The organism is Psychrosphaera aestuarii (assembly GCF_017948405.1).
GTDB lineage: Bacteria > Pseudomonadota > Gammaproteobacteria > Enterobacterales > Alteromonadaceae > Psychrosphaera > Psychrosphaera aestuarii.
Window position 1 is genome coordinate 1161797 of the sequence record NZ_CP072844.1, and the last position, 17153, is coordinate 1178949.

Here is a 17153-nt window from a genome sequence, read left to right on the forward strand (position 1 = left end):
CTCATTCGTTATTTTGTAATTAGGTATGGTCGGCGATATGCAAAAATACTGTTTGAGAACATTTTTGATATCCTTGATGCCGTGTCGCCACCTAAACCACTTAATGTGAAATTAATGCTGATGCCATTTTCATACTCAACATTAGAATTTACGTTAAAATCGGGATTGTTTAAATCCAAAACTACCTGACGCTGTGCCGAAACTTGTACACTCCAACAACAAGACCGATATTCAAATCCCACAAGCCCATCTAAATTAATATTTCTTTCTGAATCATAATGATAACTGGCTGCTACCGACCAATTCTCATTTAATTTATAGCTACCAAACAAACCGGTTTGGTTAATTGTAATATCCGCCACATCGCGCACATAACGTTGATTTAACTGGATGTTTTTATTTTCATCTAACCAATAGTCTAACGCTATAAAGCCGGTATCAACTTTACTAGTATCACGGTTATATAAAATACCACCGTCTATTTGCCAGTTTGTTGATAACTGACCAAAAACCTCTATTGCTAGTGCAGGCTTAGAGGCAGTTGACTCTACATTAGTTCCCTCATTTAGCTGAACAGTCGAGAATTTATGAACTTGTCCTATGCCAAAGCGAAATAATTCTTGGTTTTGTTCATCAAAAATACTGGTCGATACGCCCAGGGTTACTTGATCCATTGCTTCTATACGGTCGATGCTAGAATAAGTTTGATCACGAAAGAGGGCGAAGTAATCTTCTTTTAAACGCTGAGAGTCATATAGCCCGATCTCACTTTGTTCTGCACTTTCTACATAAACGTATTGCAGTTTAGGCTCTAATGTTTGTCTAACGTTTTTACCAAAGTAGCTCGTTTGTTTTTCAAAGCTTAGCCCGGTAAGTAATCTAAATTTACCAACGCCTCGATCAACCGTGTTTTTGTTTAAATCATCTTTGAACTCTTGCTCATAGCGAGTTGCAAGATACGAGATACTTGACTCAAATTGAAAGCTAGGTTGGTAATATTGATAACTTAGCTCCGGCTCTAAGTGAAGACGGTCTACTTTATAAACATTCTTCTTATTATTACTAAACTGAGTATAGCTGGTTTTCATCTGAGCCTTGAAGCCATTACCATCTGCAAAAGTTGACCAGTTAGCATCGAGTTGCACTGGAATTTTATACGAGGGATCATGCTGTCCAAGTTCAGCCATATCTTGTGTAAATAGGTTAAATTGCAACGTGTCGGTTGTATAGCGTAAAAACGCAAAATTATTTAGATGAGTATCCGCTTGATGGTGGTAGTCACTCTTAAACTCACTGATATAGTTATCATCACTGAGTTCTGTCCACTGAACTTGTAAATTCCAATTTTTACCTAACGTTGATTCATGTTGAATAAAGCCTAGATAACGCTCTTCTAGCTCTACATACTGTTGATCTTCATTAATATATTCGAGCTGCAAAATATTATCTGATGACTCTGACAAATGACGAAAATTACTTTCGAGCTGCCACCCTCGCTGAGACATATAGACAGGAGTTAGCGTTAAGTCGTAGTTGCTCGCTAAGTTAAAATATATAGGTTGCGCGTAATAAGCTCCAAATCTACTAGAACTGCCAAACTCAGGGAAAAGTAATCCACTTTTTCTTACGTCAGTTAGTGGGAAAGTAATATAAGGCACATATAAAACAGGTACATCAGCAATTTTAAATACCGTGTTCCATGCCTCGCCCCAGCCTTCATCTTGTTTGATGTTTATTTCGCTGGACTGAAACAACCAACTTGGGTCGTCGCTTGGACAAGTGGTAAACGTCGCAGAGTCTAAAGAAAGCTGATTGTTATCTTTTATCGCGAAAGACTGCGCAGTACCGCGACCTGCATTAAAGCCAAATCGATAGTCGGCATCGAGCAGTTCAAAGTTTTTGTTTTTTTCGTCTATGAAAATTGACTCGCCAAATACAGTTGCCGTTTTTGACGTTAATTCAACATTACCTTGCGCTAAAAATTGCCCTGTTTCTTCATCGAAAGTAGCTTGGTCCGCTTGCACGGTTTGCTGTTTTTGAAAGATGATGACATCACCATCAAATTGGATTCGCTCACCTCTGATGATATCAGTGGAGTCACTTTGAACAATAAACGTATCATTTGGAATTGTATTTGAAAAACCATTAGACACTGATAAAAGAGCCTTTTTGGATTGTAAAGGTTGTTGACAGACTGTCTCCGCTAAGGTCGGCAAAGATGCTAACCATAGGGTGAAAAATAACGCTGTATTTTTTGTTTGCTTGTTCAAACTTTCGATAACCTCAATCAACCATACCAGAAGCGTGGAACGCGTAAATTCGCTGGCGAAAAATAATTTTAATAGCCGATGAATTCTATATGATTTTTTTACTGTATACTACGCAACGAACGGAATTTGAGTATAAATAATCCGGTTTAAACGTTTTATTAGTTGGAAGTGAATTGTAGTGATAGGAAAAATTGCAGGTACAGTATTTGGATTCTTGTTAATTAGACACTTTGTAGGTGCGCTAGTTGGACTGTGGATTGGGCATTTATTCGATAAAGCAATGCAGCGAATGAATGACAAAGGCAATGTTGAAGAATGGTTAATCAGTAATGATGCAAAACAATCGATCTTCTTTTATACAACATTTTCAGTAATGGGGCAGATGGCCAAATCAAGTGGCCGTGTTACGCCGGAACATATTAAAACTGCTAACGATTTTATGGCTCAAATGCGATTGTCTGAGCAGCAAGTTGCAGAGGCAAGAGACGCATTTCGCGAAGGTAAGCTTCTTGGGTTTCCACTAAAAAAGAAAATTAAGCAGTTTAAAGAGCACTTTGGCAATAGACGTGATTTATGTCAGTTTTTTCTAGAAATTCAAATTCAGACTGCCTATTCAGATTCGATATTAGAACCGGCTGAATATAATTTACTTGAAGATATTGCCAAGCAGTTAGGTTTTAATAAACGGCATTTGACTCAACTTATTGCTATGTGGGAAGCGGAAATGCGCTTTCAAAACTACAAGCAGCAACAACAAGAAAAATATAAACAATACGATCGTAAAGATAATTCAGCTTCTCAAGCGAAAGCGCCAAGTTTGCTTGATGCCTATGCTGTTATCGGGGTTAGTGATAGAGATTCCGTTAGAGATATAAAACGCGCATACAAAAGGCTTATGTCGCAGAATCATCCGGATAAATTAGTCGCGAAAGGTTTACCACCGGAAATGATGGAAGTCGCCAAACAAAAAACTCAAGACATTCAGTCAGCCTATGAAATAATCAAAAAAGCGCGTGACTTCTAAACGCGCTACATACCCACGGCCACTGTGAAACCATAGATTTCTTTTATTACACGACGTTGCTGATCTTTATAGTCAAAAAAGTACGTCAGTTCACGTTGCCTATAATTCGTTTTAAAGTTTTTGCGCGCCATTTTTTGTCGCCATTCTTTAACTGCGATAGCCCAGTGGTTACTTCGCTCAAAAATGATATCTAAAACCGGGTACTCGGCTTTAGCAACTTGTTCAGCAAATTTCAAATTAAGTTCTTTTTGAGGCATATGTGCACCTATCATTATTAGTGCATCAGGTTGTGGCACAATATTTTTTTCTATTAGGTTGGTTAGCCAAAAACAAGACTTTCCTTCACATATCATTAGATAAAAGCCGGGAAAAGAACGAGCAAAATTAAACGCTGAGTCGAGTCTTTCGCCAATTTCTAGTTCGAGTTGCTCATTGAGTGCATCGTCAAATGTTGTCGGTACATCTTGGTATTCGGCGTAATTATTTGGTGTGTCTGTGTTCTCTACTTCAGTAGTATCGTTTGCGTTGGTATTCGGCGCTTCCGGGTCTGGTTGAGTATTGCTTTGATTTTGTTCCGCAGTAAGTTTAGTTCTAATTTCCGCAACGTATGGCATAGTTAATGAAATACTTGTCCATCCATAATTGTCCAAGTCTTGGTACAACGCGCTTGTGGTGGCTTGCCTAAAAATAGTCTGATTTATATCGGGTAAAATAAAAGCGATACCTTTGGGGATCCCAGTGGTTTGCTCTTTATGGAGTGCGATAAATTGATTATTCGATACTGTTTCGAGTACTTTTATATTTTGATCTGGAATATAGCGTTTTAAATCTTGAAACAATAGCGAGCCAATATCGAGTTGTTCTGATAACGTAGATTTTGTTGTGTCAGAACCCGTCGTGGCAGACACTAAATAGCTGTTAAGCATAAAAGTTATCAACAAAACTAGTTTTAACACGCTAGAATACATATAAATCTCAATGGAGCCGCTACTAATTACTCATATCGGCATATGTCCAGGAATCTGAAACCCTTTTCCGGATATTATGAAAAGTAAACGAAAAATCAATTTGATACGTAGTGGTCTCAGTCATATTTTTAGTAAAGAGAAATAAATGAAGTACCAAAATACACCAAACTTTAGTCATGGACAGGCCGATAAAATCGGTATTTTGCTAACCAATCTTGGAACGCCAGATGCACCAACTAAAGGAGCCTTAAAGCCCTATTTAAAGGAATTTTTGTCAGACCCTAGAGTTGTTGAGATCCCGAGAGTAATTTGGTGGTGTATTTTAAACGGGGTCATATTGCCACTTCGTTCACGTCGCTCAGCTAAAGCCTATGAAGGAGTTTGGACTGAGCAGGGCTCTCCGCTACTAGTTAACACAAAAAACTTAAGCAATAAAGTTGCTGAACACCTTTCCGAAAACAATAATCTGATCATCGATTTTGCTATGAGATATGGCAATCCATCGATAGAGAGTAAGTTACAAGGATTGCTCAATCAAGGCGCCCGTAAAGTCATTGTATTGCCTCTTTATCCTCAATATTCAGCGACGACCACGGCTTCAACTTTTGATGCGGTTGCAGACGTGTTTCGTAAAACTCGTTTTATTCCAGAATTACGATTTGTAAATCACTACACCGATTCCAAGAAGTTAATTACAGCTATCGCTAATAAAATTAAAAAAACGTGGGAAGTAGAAGGGCGAGCTGACAAATTAATTTTTTCATACCATGGTATTCCAAATAGGTATTGGCACAACGGTGACCCTTATGCCTGTCAATGCCATAAAACCTCTCGTTTGTTAGCGGAAGAATTGGGATTGAAAAACGACGAGTTTATGACGTGTTTTCAATCTAGATTTGGAAAAGAAGAGTGGGTAAAACCTTATTTAGACCACACTTTAAAAGGCTTGCCGGAGCAGGGAGTAAAATCAGTACAAGTAGTGTGTCCAGGCTTTTCTGCAGACTGCTTAGAAACAATTGAAGAGATAGGCGAAGAAAATAGAGACTACTTTTTGGAAGCGGGCGGAGAAAAGTTCACCTATATTAGTTGTTTAAATGATGAGCCAGAGCATGTAGAAGCCATTGCTGAAATTATAAAGCAACAACTACTGGGCTGGGACGTCGAGCAGAATGTAGAGCCACGACAACAACGAGCTGAGTCACTGAGGCAACAACAAAAAAGTTAAACATATAGACGTCTATACGTTTGGCTATCCATGTGCTACATTCGCGCTATTGAATTAATACGTGCAAATACGCCGAGGATAAGTATGAACGAAACGCAAAAATCTGGGTGGGCATTACTGCCCCTCGGACTCTTTATCCTGTTATTTTTAGGAACAGGAATTTATTTACAATCTATTGGCGTTGAATACGCCTTTTATCAGCTACCAGCCCCCGTCGCTATTATACCTGCTCTACTACTAGCGCTTTACTTTAATAAATTATTAACAACAGAAAAAAATACGTTAGACGATGGCATTGCCGTTCTAATTAAAGGAATGGGTAACAACAATGTTATAACTATGTGTTTGATTTACTTATTGGCCGGCGCGTTTGCATCAGTTGCAAAAGAAACTGGTGGAGTCACGGCTGTGGTAAATTTAGGGCTAAGTGTTATCCCTAGTGCTTACCTAATTGCTGGTTTGTTTGTTATTTCAGCGATAGTGGCAACAGCAATGGGAACTTCAATGGGGACAATAGGAGCGGTAGCGCCAATTGCATTTGGTGTTATCGAGGCAACCCAAATTGATGCGGCAATAATGGCAGGTGCTATTGTTGGTGGTGCAATGTTTGGAGATAATTTGAGTTTTATTTCGGATACTACGATTGCCTCTACCAAAACTCAAGGCGCGGAGTTAAAAGACAAGTTTAAGGAAAACTTAATATTTGCTTTACCTGCGGCATTAATTGTTCTTGTGGTTTACCTAATACTCGGCGGGGAGCCAACGCAGAGTTTAGATAGCACTGCAGAATACAGTCCTCTTTTAGCACTTCCTTACTTCTTTATAATAATACTTGCGGTGATGGGACTTAATGTTTTTGTCGTATTGTTGTTAGGTATTCTGTTATCGGCGTTATCAGGAGTCTTGGTAGGAGAGTATGCATTTGGATCGTTAGGCCAAGATATTTATGCTGGTTTTTCTAACATGCAGGAAATATTTTTACTGAGTTTACTTATTGGCGGTTTAAGTGAATTGATGAAACATCAAGGTGGATTAAGATTTTTGGTGGCGGCAATTAGCAAGTCATTATCTAAAGTCTCAAACTCGGCATTATATTTCAAAAATCAGTTGGCAATCGCGTCACTAGGGTTAGTAACAAATAGTGCAATAGCAAATAATACAGTAGCGATTATAGTGTCAGGTGAATCAGCGAAACAACTTGCCCAAGAAGCTCAAATTACACCACGACGTAGCGCGAGTTTATTAGATATATTTAGCTGTATAACGCAAGGCCTAGTGCCCTACGGCGCGCAAGCTCTATTAGCTGCAGCGAGCTTTGGTATATCACCGTTAGAGGTCGTTTCGCATGTTTGGTATTGCTTGATATTATTTGTGGTGAGTTTGTTCGTTATGTTTGTAAGACGTTCAAAGGAAGACTTGTCGAGATAGGTATGGCTTGTATTGCTACCTTACTGAATAGCAATAACAAAAAAGGAAAGCGAAATGCTTTCCTTTTTTATGTCACCGGTTTAGAAAGTAGCGGTCTGCTATTTCAAATAACTATCTACTCAATACGTCGGCTAACGCTTTTGCAAGGTAGTCGGCATTGTTATTATTAACCCCGGCTACATTTATACGGCTCGATCCAACAATGTATATGCTGTACTCATCTTTGAGTATTTGAATTGCTTCTTTGCTTATGCCTAAAAATGAAAACATACCATTTTGTTTAGCAATAAAGTCAAAATTTCCTGGGACGTTATGTTCTTTAAACTTCTCTACAATGAAACTTCTTAAGCCGTTAATTCGAGTGCGCTTTTCTGTTAACTCTTGTTCCCACAGTGCTTTTAACTCAGGTGTTGAGAGAATATGAGCTACAACAGCTGCACCATGTGCCGGAGGCATAGAATAGATCGCTCGAATCACATTTAGAGCTACACTATAAGCTATGTCGGCTTGCGCTGAAGTGGCAGTCATGACACTGAATGTGCCAACGCGGTCTCTGTATAAGCCAAAGTTCTTAGAACAAGATGCACTCACCAATAACTCGTCTAGTTGACTCGCTAATAGTCTAACGCCTGCTGCGTCTTCATCTAAACCTTCACCAAAACCTTGATACGCTGAATCGATTAAAAATGTAAATTTCTGTTTTTTAGCAATATCAGCAACAATTTGCCATTGCTCAATTGTTAAGTCCATTCCGCTTGGGTTATGACAACAAGCATGGAGAAGCACGACATCACCCTCAGGAATGGTATTGAGTGAGGCAACCATTTCCTCAAATTTTAACCCCATGGTGTCAAAATCAAAATAAGGAAACTCGTTGGTCGTTAACCCAGCAGCGCCAAAAATACTGAAGTGATTTGCCCATGTTGGATTGGTAACCCAAATTGTGGCATTCGGGTTAGAGCGCTTAATGAATTCCGCAGCCACTCTTAGTGAGCCTGTACCACCAGGTGTTTGTGCCGTTTTAATACGACCAGCTTTAACGGCATCGTGATCACCAAATACAAGCGATGTCATTAAGTCATTAAACTGGACATCACCAGCAAGGCCTAAATAAGACTTAGTTGTTTCTGTGTCTAATCGCTGTTGCTCAGCTTTTTTTACAGCGCGCATCACAGGAGTGTCACCTGATTCATTTTTATAAACACCAACACTTAAATCTACTTTTTTAGGATTAGTGTCCGCTTTATATTCGGTCATTAGTCCAAAAATAGGGTCGGTTGGTACAGGTTTTAATTGCTCAAACATAAAAGGTCTCTTGCAGTTCGGCCATAAATGGCGGGCTAAGGCAACGACAGTAGACTTGATAACTTCGCACATACGGCAACAAACTTTTGTTGCGTTTGTTCATCAAAACTATGAGTTGCAAAACATTCTGCGTCTATAATACCAACTATTTTTTGATTAGGGCTAGTCTCAACAAGATTATTATTTTTAAATGGTTGTAAACAATTGTTGTGATGCGAAAAGATTGGCCAACATAATTCAGATTGTACCTTCGGGTCGCAGGTATAATACTCTCCACCGCTCGCTCTATACTCGCTTACATCGTTTATTACTTTATGATGGCCCGTCAACGCTACGGTGACATTATTACTAATTTTTGAGAAGTCTTCGTTAAGTGGGAACTCAGCGCGCGAGGGGACACCAAAATAGGCAAGTTTTGTAAGCACGCGTTCTAACGATTTATTATCTCTTGCCAAGTAAACACCAAACCAATCAACGTTGGTATTTGCATGAACCCAATCAACAACCGCTTGTACTTGTTCCAAAACGTCCAATTCATGAGCTTGTAGCTCTGAGGCTAGATCAAAAGGCGTTTCATCCAGCTCGCCAAATAACGAACAAGTTCCCCCTTCGCCAAGCAAAGGAACTTGATAAGACAGGTTTAGAGCCGGCTTGTGAGACTCACACCACTGATTAATTTGCTCTAAGTATTTATTTGTTTCAATCACGACTTCACAATCCTAAAATGCCCATACAAACGTTTAGACGTCTAAACGTTAGGAATGCTAGATCATGATTCTAAGAAAGTAAACAAAAAGGTGTCGTATAACTTTATTTATTCTAATAATAGATAATCGATAGAGACTGAATTGCCCGCTTTGTTATAACGGACCTCAGTCGCTATTTCGTTGAGTAACTTAATTCCTCTCCCGAAGTCGTCGTTTTCATTGCTAAAAGAGGTATTTGAATTGACTTCAAACCCATCGCCACTATCCGTGATTTCAATATTAAGAATATGAAAATTAGGTCGGTAATTAATTTTAATATCGATAAAGTGGTTTTCTAACGTGGCAAGCTTCTCTGCTCTCTCTGCATAATATTTAAAGAACCCGTCCTTTTGCCTTTTAAGCGCAGAATTCATCTTTAATACACCGTGTTCAAGTGCATTGTTATAGGCTTCAGAAAGAATTAAAAAGATATTCGATTTGTGACGGAGAACGCCTTTGATAGAGCAGATACTTTCAGTTATTTCATCAATTGGATTAACCGTTTTTATATCGTCAGCATTAAATTTAAACTGATATTGATGTGGGATTTTTGAAAAAATGGGATCGCTTTGACTTGGTAATTTTACCTTCTGACACTTTAGTTCAATTATCGTTATGTCGTCATTTTGACGTGCGTTTTCTTTAAATACATCTAGTGTTTTTATTAAGCTTGGTACACAAGAGTTATTTCCGTCGCTTAAAATCGAACGCAATCGCTCCTCACCAAACAGTTCACCATGTGGATTTTCTAGCTCGATAACACCATCGGAACAAATAAATACTCTGTCGGTATTTTCAATTTTGTATACCTCAATTTCATCGTCGAATTCTTGATTATCTAATACGCCTAGAGGCATATGTTGTGACTCGATAACTTCGCGAACGCCGGTCAGTTTATTAACTAAATATAGGTCTGGCACACCACCGGCCCAAATAGAAATGTGAGTAGCGCTATAATTCATCTCAACGATAGCAGCCGCACAAAACATTTCGGTTGGTAAAAGGCTATATAATATTTTGTTAATTTCATTAGCAATATCAGGAACCGATAAGCCTTTGCGTGTTAGCGCATAAAATGCTTTTGAAACAGGCAAGGTGCCAATTGAAGCTGCTAAACCATGGCCAGTAAAATCCCCCAAAAAAACATAGACATTACCGCTTGGACTCAGTGCGGTTAGTACTATATCCCCATTAAAAGTCTCAGCGGGAGCCAAATGAGTGGTAATTATGTCTTCATTAATAAAATTGTCTGATAATGCTCGTTCGTAAATATGTTCAATTATTTGGAATTCGCGTTCCGTTTGGTATTTATAGTAGTCAAGCTTCTTTTTTTGTTGGAACGTTTTTATGCTTAACTCTCTCGTTCTGGCGTGCGCTTCAATCTTTGCAGCAAGAATTACCTGATCAAACGGCTTACTTAAAAAGTCGTCACCGCCAACTTCAAGGCACTCTTTTAAACTGTTTTGATCATCAAGTGCCGTTAAAAATATAATTGGTAAGTATACCGTCGGAGAAAGGGCTTTTAAGCGAGGAGCGGTTTCGAATCCATCCATTACCGGCATTATTACATCGAGTAACACTATGTCTGGCGACTCTAATGTGTATTGCTCAATGGCTTCTTGGCCATTTGCCGCAGTGACAACAGAATGGCCGTGCAATTCTAATGAGCGAGTTAATATGGTTCGATTGATGTTTTGATCATCAACAACCAATATTTTTAATGCCATTTGTTAGGCCTTAATCAATATCAAACTTCTTATCAAAGCGAGAGATTTGTAATATTTTTTTTATTTGAGGGCGACAGTTGGAAATTTTGAACGTTTGCACTTTTTCACATAATAACTTTTGCATGTTCAATAACATGCCAAGTGCAGAGCTATCCATATATTCGGTTTCTCGCAAATCAACAATGACAGTATCAACATCTTGCCCAACATTCGCGTAGGCGAGTCTAAAGTCTTGCACTAAATTAAAATCAAACTTTCCTTTTACATGAATGCTAAATGTAGTGCCATCTGATGATATTGATGTGTTTAAGCTCATTTATTAGCCCTTTATTTTTGAATTTTCGTAAATTTAATAGATGCTCTTAAAATACCATCTATACTCAAAATGGTTTACAAAAGAATTAACCTATTAAAGTTTATAGACCAAATGTGGGTAGCTGACAAATCTTAACTACTGAGATAAAAGCATTTTTAATTAAAATGAGGTGTGGTAAATTCCTGCCCCTTTGTAATTGTTTAAAAAGGACAAATATGTCTGATTGGCAAAATCAATTGAGCAAACTTGTATACTCCACAGAAAGTGGCAAAGTTGATGATAAAGACAATGAAGTTGAAATATTGGGTGAGTCATACAACGACGGTTATTTGCGCATCCAAAGGCAAACGAAAGGTCGAAAAGGTAAAGGTGTTAGCGTCATTACGGGTATCGAATTACCAATCGATGAGTTCAAACAACTAGCGCAGACGCTCAAGAAAAAATGTGGAAAAGGTGGTTCTGTTAAAGATGGAACGATAGAGATCCAAGGAGATGATCGAGAGCAAATTAAAACCGTTTTAGAATCTTTAGGCTATAAAAGTAAACTAGCCGGCGGTTAGAAATTTATAGTGTATTCTTTAAATTAAGAGAAAGTTTTATGTCGAATTTATCCCCGAGTGATTTATCAATACTTGTTGTTGAGCCATCAAGAACACAGCAAAAGTTTATCGCTAAAGAATTGGCAAAAGAAGAAATCACTCAAGTAGACTTTGCCGATGGTGTACAAGCCGCACTCCAACAAATCGGTAACTCTGTCCCAGACTTAATTACAAGCGCCATGTATTATGAAGACGGCACGGCATTAGAATTAGTTCAGCAATTAAAAAGCAATGCTGCTTTTGCTGATATTCCGTTTATGCTGGTTTCTAGTGAACACAAAAAAGAGCAACTTGAAGTATTTAGACAATCTGGCGTTGTTGCCATTTTACCTAAACCTTTTACACCGGAACACCTCGGAACTGCGTTAAACACCACAATTGATTTACTAAGTGCCGATGAACTTGAATTGTCTTATTTCGATATTAAATCAGTGCGCGTTTTAGTTGTTGATGATAGCCGAATGGCAAGAAACTTTATTAGTCGCGTATTATCAAACTTGGGAATTGAAAAAATAACTCAGGTTACTGATGGCTCAGAAGCGATAGAAATTCTAGGTCATGAAATGTTTGACTTGGTGGTCACTGACTACAATATGCCAGAAGTAAATGGTGAAGAGCTTACTCGTTTTATTAGAACGCAAAGCGGTCAATCTCATATTCCTATTTTAATGGTTAGTTCAGAAGCGAATGACACGCACCTAGCAAACATTGAGAAAGCTGGAGTTAACGCACTTTGTGATAAGCCGTTTGAGTCTGATAACGTCAGGAAGATCCTATATAACTTATTAGAGGGTGATGAATAAGCATCGATCATTGTCGCAGGAAGCAGTATGCAATTAAGTTTTAATTTAGAAGACGCGGGACAAGTTACTATAGGTGCTTTTGCACTTGCTGTGCCTGTGTCATTTTCAGAAGAAGCTTGGAATCTTGGTGAAACATTACCACTAATAAACCTGTTGTTAGTGTTTACTTTGTCCATTGCATTTTTGGCGCTATTTGCCTACGGCAGTGTATTTCAGGGGAACATTAAGTATCGAGTTCCTGTGTTTGTTTCTAGAATCATCATTGCATATTTATTAGCGGCGTTAGTCGTCGCTTTAATTCTATTAGCATTAAACAAATTTCCTATACTAGACGACCCAGCGATAGCATTAAGACGTTTAATCGTCATTACGATGCCAGCGTCAATGGGCGCAATTATAGTCGATAGCTTCGATAAAGAATAAACTGCACCTTTATAAAAAACCTCACTGTGCTAACATCCGCTTTTTATTTTAAGCAGAAAAGAGAAAGGTTTTTATGTCTCAGTTTACATCAGTAGAACAACAAGCAAGCTACGGCATTGGCCGTCAAATTGGCGACCAAGTAGCAAGCAACCCTTTTGAAGGTCTAGATGCTAATGCAGTAGCTCAGGGTGTTATCGATTCTTTAGAAGGTAATGATTATGCAGTTGAAGTTGAAGATTTACGTGCTGCTTTTGGCGTGATTAACGAGCGTATGCAAGCTGCGCAAGCAGAAAAAGCAAAAGAAGCGTCTGCTGAAGGTCAAAAATTTTTAGATGACAATGCAAAGCGTGATGGCGTTACAGTAACTGAGTCTGGTCTTCAATTTGAAGTAATCACTGAAGGTTCTGGTGAGAAGCCAACTGCGGCGAGCACAGTTAAAACTCATTACCACGGTACATTAATTGACGGTACTGTTTTTGATAGCTCTTATGACCGTGGTGAGCCAGTTGAATTCCCAGTAGGTGGCGTAATTAAAGGCTGGACCGAAGCGCTTCAGATGATGACTGTTGGCTCAAAATGGCGTTTAGCGATTCCTTATGAGCTTGCATATGGTGAGCAAGGTGCTGGTGGCGCGATTGGTCCTTTCCAGACACTTGTATTTGATGTTGAGCTTTTAGAAATCGTAGCTTAATCAATCCAAGTAATAAAAACAAAAAGAGAGCGATTGCTCTCTTTTTTTGCCTCAAATATTTGTCTGTAAACCTAACTCATAAATAAAAATCAGCCCCCTGATTTTTAAAAAGGCGCTTAGGTCACTAAGACACCATAGACAACAAGGGTCTTTGCTCCTCTGTACTTTTGTCAGCTGCGTTTGGTAAAAAGTCACCTAAGTAGCTATCAAACGTGTATTCGCTTTTCCAGTCATCCGCATTCTTCACAATACTGGTTAGACTATCAATGACAAATTTAGCTTCTTTGTCTGTGTTAGTAGGGTGCAACGAAATACGAACCCAACCCGGTTTTTGAGATAAGTCTCCACTTGATACTTGATCAACAATTTTTTTAGACTGAGATTTGTCGACATTTAATAAAATATGGCCATAGGTGCCAGCACAACTACAGCCACCTCTAGCTTGAATGCCAAATTTGTCATTTAACAGACGAACAATCAGGTTGTGGTGCAGGCCTTCAACATAAAAAGAAACAATACAAAGCCTATTTCTATTATTCGGTTCTAAAATTTTTAGCTTTGGAATTAATTCAAATCCATCCATCAGTAGCTTTCGTAGGTGATTTTCTCGCTGTTCGATATTATCCACACCCATTTTATCTTTTAAGTCTAAGGCAAGTGCAGCTTTAATTGTTTGTAAAAAGGCTGGTGTACCGCCGTCTTCTCGCTTTTCTATATTTTCATAAAAAGCTTGTTCACCCCATGGATTGGTCCATAACACAGTGCCACCACCAGGCTTGTCAGGTGCTTGGTTGTGACGGGTATAAAGCTGTTTATTAAACACTAAAATACCGCAAGTACCTGGACCACCTAAAAACTTGTGTGGAGAAAAGTAAATGGCATCCAATTGTTCAAGAGGATCGTCAGGGTGCATATCTATATCTACATAAGGCGCGGAGCATGCATAGTCAATTAAGCATACGCCACCGGCTAAATGCATGGTTTTCGCCAACAATCCAACGTTAGTTTTTATACCTGTGACATTGCTACACGCTGTAAATGCCCCAATTTTTAGCTCAATATTTTTGTGCTCGTTAAGTCGTAACTGCAAGTCTTTGATACAAGGCTGGCCATCAGGTGCTCGTTTGATAACCTCGACGATTACATTTAGTGTGTTCCAGCTAGTATGATTTGAGTGGTGTTCCATATGACTAACAAAAACAACTGCTTCTACCGGTTTGGTTGAGGACCGAAAAGGATTTAGCCGATTAAAGAATGACAAGTCGGTTTTTTTAGTTAAGTTTTGAGTAAGGCCCATTAATCGTTGTAATTTATTTATCGCAGAAGTTGCCCCTGCGCCTGTACAAATAAGGACATCATTAGCATTAGCGTTGACATGTTTTTTTATTTTTGCACGAGCTTCTTTGTAGGCGTTAGTAATATGCCGGCCAGTCTCGGTATTTTCGGTATGAGGGTTCGCTACGTAAGGGCCAATTTCATCTACTAAAAAATCTTCAATAGGACGATAAAGCCTGCCGCTAGCGGTCCAGTCTGTATAAAGTAAATTGTGCTTTCCTGTTAAGCTTCGTAGTTCATGACCTACCGTGTTTTTTCTAAATGTAGAAAAATATTCTTCCAACATGTTAACCCCCGACCTAAATCTTCTAGGTGTATTATGAGTCAAAGCGGAAAAATGTTTTTGTTAATTCGCCGAAAATAAAAAGCCTTTGAGAAAAATATTTCCTCAAAGGCTTGGTAATTAGTAATTAAAACTTTGTTATGCGATGCCGTAGTCTTAGCTATAAGTTAACGGTACTTCTGTAGAGTACTTCATTTTTTCCATTGCAAAGCTTGAGCTAACATCACTAAATCCAGCTTGGCGAATGAGCTTTTGATAAAAGTTATCATAAGCTTTCATGTCAGGAACTAATACTTTCATGAGGTAGTCTGTTTCACCACTTAATCGATAAAACTCGACGATCTCCGAAGAACTATTTGCAAAAGCTTGAACTGACTCTGACCATTCTGGCGTGTGTTGATTTGTCTTTAAGCTCACAAATACCGTTAAACCAACATTGAGTTTATCAGAGTCTAATAACGCCACTCGCTTTCGAATGACACCACTTTGTTCTAATTGTTGAATTCTTCTCCAGCAAGGCGTTTGACTTAACCCAATTTTTTCAGAGATCTCAGCCAATGAGCGTGACCCGTCTTCTTGTAATAATGCAAGAATGTGACGATCAAAACTATCCATATTTATTCTCCTAGTCCTGTATAGTAATTATATCTACCGATAACAGGTATGATAGCTAGAAAATTTCGCCTTGAATAGAAGGGATAACCAAATTATACGCCTTCTCATCGTACCAAACCTTTCATTAGGCTTTTTGCCAATTAATTTTGCTAATAAGCTTTTGTTTTAAGCTGTTTGCTGTTGAAGAATCGGGTGTTATAACAACTAAATCCGCATTGGCTTTTGAGACGCTAGTTCCGTAATAGTTGCCATCATTTATATCAGATTGAGCCAGCAGACCACTGCTTTTTGGAACAACAAAAACGGTGACATCTTTGCCTTCATCTGTCATGACAATATGTAAACTTCGAGTCCCTTCAAATCGACAAAAACTGACAAATTTTATTGTTCCAATGTTATCAATCAAGGTTCCTCCAAACTCAGCTAACTTGGCGTTAACTTGAGCAAGGGTATAACTACCTTCAGTTGGGATGTGGTCTAGCTCAGATTGCATATGCATTAAAGCATGTGTAACTAGCTGGTTAGTTGACTTGTTAATATTAAAAAAGACACTACCCAAGCCGACTGAAAAAATGACTGAAGCGGCAACAAGCCAATGCGTTTTCCGTTTTTTAGCTATGTTGTTTTGATTTTGTATATGTTTATTTAACAAAATTCGTTCTGCGAGATTGTCTGGAACATCAACGAACATAGCGCGATTAATTTTTTCGTCAAAGTCGATTAGCTCCGCCTTAAATTTCGCTTTTTTAGGATCAGATATACAGGCTTCTTTAATATCAGCGCCTGAATCTTGAGGGTCAGCATAAATTCGTCTTCGGAATGTTAACTCATCCATTTTGTGCCCCTTTTTGTAAAGTATTTGTATCAAGTAGTTCTTTCAACTGATTACGCGCTCTAAAAAGTCTAGTCATTACTGTGTTCTTGTTTAAGTCTAAAATTGCTGCTATTTCATCACCGGAAAAACCGCCAATAACTTGGAGTACTAAAGGCTCCCGGTACTCGTCAGCTAATTTTAGAATTTGTCGCTGTAATAAATGATTTTCTATCTCTTGATCGGCGCTCGGCGTTACAGAGTCGCTAACTTCAAAGTCATCAATATCAACCAGATCAAGTTGCTTTCGCTCAAAACGTCGTGCATTTTCTCGTCGTAATATTGTTATTAACCATGCTTTAGCTGCATTTGTATCGTTTAATGATTCCAATGACCGCCATGCTCGCAAAAACGTTTCTTGAACAATGTCATCCACTACATTTGCATCGCGACACAGCCAATAGGCATAGCGATACAAATCCTTGCTGTAAGCACGGACTAGTGTTTCGTAAGTTAAGTATTTTGATTTCATGTAGTAATAGACCCTTTGGTCTCAAAAAAAATTTCCCAACCATTGCAATGAA

The 17153-nt window shown here is 38.6% G+C and carries 17 protein-coding genes; 7 read left to right on the forward strand and 10 right to left on the reverse strand.

Features of this window, described 5'->3' with window-relative positions; genetic code table 11:
* Positions 1 to 8: 8 nt before the first annotated feature.
* Entirely contained in the window at positions 9 to 2270 is a 2262-nt protein-coding gene (locus tag J9318_RS05265; RefSeq protein ID WP_210562012.1) for an LPS-assembly protein LptD, read from the reverse strand.
* Between the two features lie 178 nt (positions 2271 to 2448).
* Between J9318_RS05265 and djlA the strand changes: the two genes are divergently transcribed.
* A complete protein-coding gene (djlA, locus tag J9318_RS05270; protein WP_244731918.1) occupies positions 2449 to 3294 on the forward strand; it encodes a co-chaperone DjlA in 846 nt (281 codons plus the stop codon).
* Positions 3295 to 3299: 5 nt separating this feature from the next.
* Here djlA and J9318_RS05275 read toward each other — a convergent pair whose 3' ends face one another.
* Positions 3300 to 4202: a DUF3530 family protein gene (locus J9318_RS05275; protein WP_210562013.1), complete on the reverse strand. Its 903-nt coding sequence runs from the start codon at positions 4200 to 4202 to the stop codon at positions 3300 to 3302.
* Positions 4203 to 4407: 205 nt separating this feature from the next.
* Here J9318_RS05275 and hemH point away from each other — a divergent pair, with 205 nt between their 5' ends.
* Both hemH and J9318_RS05285 read left to right on the forward strand, forming a co-directional pair.
* Positions 4408 to 5487, forward strand: coding sequence for a ferrochelatase (gene hemH, locus J9318_RS05280; protein WP_210562015.1), 1080 nt, complete (start codon positions 4408 to 4410; stop codon positions 5485 to 5487).
* A gap of 84 nt (positions 5488 to 5571) precedes the next feature.
* Positions 5572 to 6915: a Na+/H+ antiporter NhaC family protein gene (locus tag J9318_RS05285; protein ID WP_210562017.1), complete on the forward strand. Its 1344-nt coding sequence runs from the start codon at positions 5572 to 5574 to the stop codon at positions 6913 to 6915.
* A 111-nt stretch (positions 6916 to 7026) separates the two neighbouring features.
* Here J9318_RS05285 and J9318_RS05290 read toward each other — a convergent pair whose 3' ends face one another.
* From J9318_RS05290 to J9318_RS05305, 4 genes are all read right to left on the reverse strand, one after another.
* A complete protein-coding gene (locus J9318_RS05290; RefSeq protein WP_210562018.1) occupies positions 7027 to 8220 on the reverse strand; it encodes an amino acid aminotransferase in 1194 nt (397 codons plus the stop codon).
* A gap of 35 nt (positions 8221 to 8255) precedes the next feature.
* The gene (locus J9318_RS05295) at positions 8256 to 8927 is read right to left on the reverse strand and encodes a GAF domain-containing protein (RefSeq protein ID WP_210562019.1); all 672 of its coding nucleotides are present in this window, start codon (positions 8925 to 8927) and stop codon (positions 8256 to 8258) included.
* A 107-nt stretch (positions 8928 to 9034) separates the two neighbouring features.
* Positions 9035 to 10693 carry an ATP-binding SpoIIE family protein phosphatase gene (locus J9318_RS05300; RefSeq protein ID WP_210562020.1) on the reverse strand — a complete coding sequence of 553 codons (1659 nt, stop codon included), beginning with the start codon at positions 10691 to 10693 and terminating at the stop codon, positions 9035 to 9037.
* Between the two features lie 10 nt (positions 10694 to 10703).
* Positions 10704 to 11009, reverse strand: coding sequence for an STAS domain-containing protein (locus tag J9318_RS05305; protein WP_210562021.1), 306 nt, complete (start codon positions 11007 to 11009; stop codon positions 10704 to 10706).
* A gap of 215 nt (positions 11010 to 11224) precedes the next feature.
* On the opposite strand from J9318_RS05305, the gene J9318_RS05310 reads away from it, so the two are divergent.
* The 4 genes from J9318_RS05310 to bamJ all read left to right on the forward strand — a co-directional run bounded on the left by J9318_RS05310 (position 11225) and on the right by bamJ (position 13525).
* Positions 11225 to 11569: an SUI1 family translation initiation factor gene (locus J9318_RS05310; RefSeq protein WP_210562022.1), complete on the forward strand. Its 345-nt coding sequence runs from the start codon at positions 11225 to 11227 to the stop codon at positions 11567 to 11569.
* A 38-nt stretch (positions 11570 to 11607) separates the two neighbouring features.
* Positions 11608 to 12411 carry a response regulator gene (locus J9318_RS05315; RefSeq protein WP_210562023.1) on the forward strand — a complete coding sequence of 268 codons (804 nt, stop codon included), beginning with the start codon at positions 11608 to 11610 and terminating at the stop codon, positions 12409 to 12411.
* A 27-nt stretch (positions 12412 to 12438) separates the two neighbouring features.
* The gene (locus tag J9318_RS05320) at positions 12439 to 12834 is read left to right on the forward strand and encodes a DUF2391 family protein (RefSeq protein WP_210562024.1); all 396 of its coding nucleotides are present in this window, start codon (positions 12439 to 12441) and stop codon (positions 12832 to 12834) included.
* Between the two features lie 73 nt (positions 12835 to 12907).
* A complete protein-coding gene (bamJ, locus tag J9318_RS05325) occupies positions 12908 to 13525 on the forward strand; it encodes a BamJ family beta-barrel-assembly machinery protein (RefSeq protein WP_210562025.1) in 618 nt (205 codons plus the stop codon).
* A gap of 124 nt (positions 13526 to 13649) precedes the next feature.
* On the opposite strand, the gene J9318_RS05330 is transcribed toward bamJ, so the two are convergent.
* The 4 genes from J9318_RS05330 to J9318_RS05345 all read right to left on the reverse strand — a co-directional run bounded on the left by J9318_RS05330 (position 13650) and on the right by J9318_RS05345 (position 17101).
* Positions 13650 to 15146 (reverse strand): aminotransferase class V-fold PLP-dependent enzyme, encoded by a 1497-nt coding sequence (locus J9318_RS05330; protein ID WP_210562026.1) that lies wholly within the window; start codon positions 15144 to 15146, stop codon positions 13650 to 13652.
* Between the two features lie 153 nt (positions 15147 to 15299).
* Positions 15300 to 15758, reverse strand: a complete 459-nt coding sequence (locus J9318_RS05335; RefSeq protein ID WP_210562027.1) for an Lrp/AsnC family transcriptional regulator — start codon at positions 15756 to 15758, stop codon at positions 15300 to 15302.
* 124 nt (positions 15759 to 15882) lie between these two features.
* Positions 15883 to 16593, reverse strand: a complete 711-nt coding sequence (locus J9318_RS05340) for a DUF3379 family protein (protein WP_210562028.1) — start codon at positions 16591 to 16593, stop codon at positions 15883 to 15885.
* Complete coding sequence (locus J9318_RS05345; RefSeq protein ID WP_210562029.1) at positions 16586 to 17101, reverse strand: sigma-70 family RNA polymerase sigma factor; 516 nt, start codon at positions 17099 to 17101, stop codon at positions 16586 to 16588. The genes J9318_RS05340 and J9318_RS05345 overlap by 8 nt, the downstream gene beginning before the upstream one ends.
* Positions 17102 to 17153: the final 52 nt, after the last annotated feature.

What these genes read in the sequence shown, in the direction of transcription:
- hemH (WP_210562015.1), top strand. Translation starts at nt 4,408, where the DNA reads ATGAAGTACCAAAATACACCAAACTTTAGTCATGGACAGGCCGATAAA.
- J9318_RS05285 (WP_210562017.1), top strand. Translation starts at nt 5,572, where the DNA reads ATGAACGAAACGCAAAAATCTGGGTGGGCATTACTGCCCCTCGGACTC.
- J9318_RS05290 (WP_210562018.1), bottom strand. Translation starts at nt 8,220, where the DNA reads ATGTTTGAGCAATTAAAACCTGTACCAACCGACCCTATTTTTGGACTA.
- J9318_RS05300 (WP_210562020.1), bottom strand. Translation starts at nt 10,693, where the DNA reads ATGGCATTAAAAATATTGGTTGTTGATGATCAAAACATCAATCGAACC.
- J9318_RS05305 (WP_210562021.1), bottom strand. Translation starts at nt 11,009, where the DNA reads ATGAGCTTAAACACATCAATATCATCAGATGGCACTACATTTAGCATT.
- J9318_RS05310 (WP_210562022.1), top strand. Translation starts at nt 11,225, where the DNA reads ATGTCTGATTGGCAAAATCAATTGAGCAAACTTGTATACTCCACAGAA.
- J9318_RS05315 (WP_210562023.1), top strand. Translation starts at nt 11,608, where the DNA reads ATGTCGAATTTATCCCCGAGTGATTTATCAATACTTGTTGTTGAGCCA.
- J9318_RS05320 (WP_210562024.1), top strand. Translation starts at nt 12,439, where the DNA reads ATGCAATTAAGTTTTAATTTAGAAGACGCGGGACAAGTTACTATAGGT.
- bamJ (WP_210562025.1), top strand. Translation starts at nt 12,908, where the DNA reads ATGTCTCAGTTTACATCAGTAGAACAACAAGCAAGCTACGGCATTGGC.
- J9318_RS05330 (WP_210562026.1), bottom strand. Translation starts at nt 15,146, where the DNA reads ATGTTGGAAGAATATTTTTCTACATTTAGAAAAAACACGGTAGGTCAT.
- J9318_RS05335 (WP_210562027.1), bottom strand. Translation starts at nt 15,758, where the DNA reads ATGGATAGTTTTGATCGTCACATTCTTGCATTATTACAAGAAGACGGG.
- J9318_RS05340 (WP_210562028.1), bottom strand. Translation starts at nt 16,593, where the DNA reads ATGGATGAGTTAACATTCCGAAGACGAATTTATGCTGACCCTCAAGAT.
- J9318_RS05345 (WP_210562029.1), bottom strand. Translation starts at nt 17,101, where the DNA reads ATGAAATCAAAATACTTAACTTACGAAACACTAGTCCGTGCTTACAGC.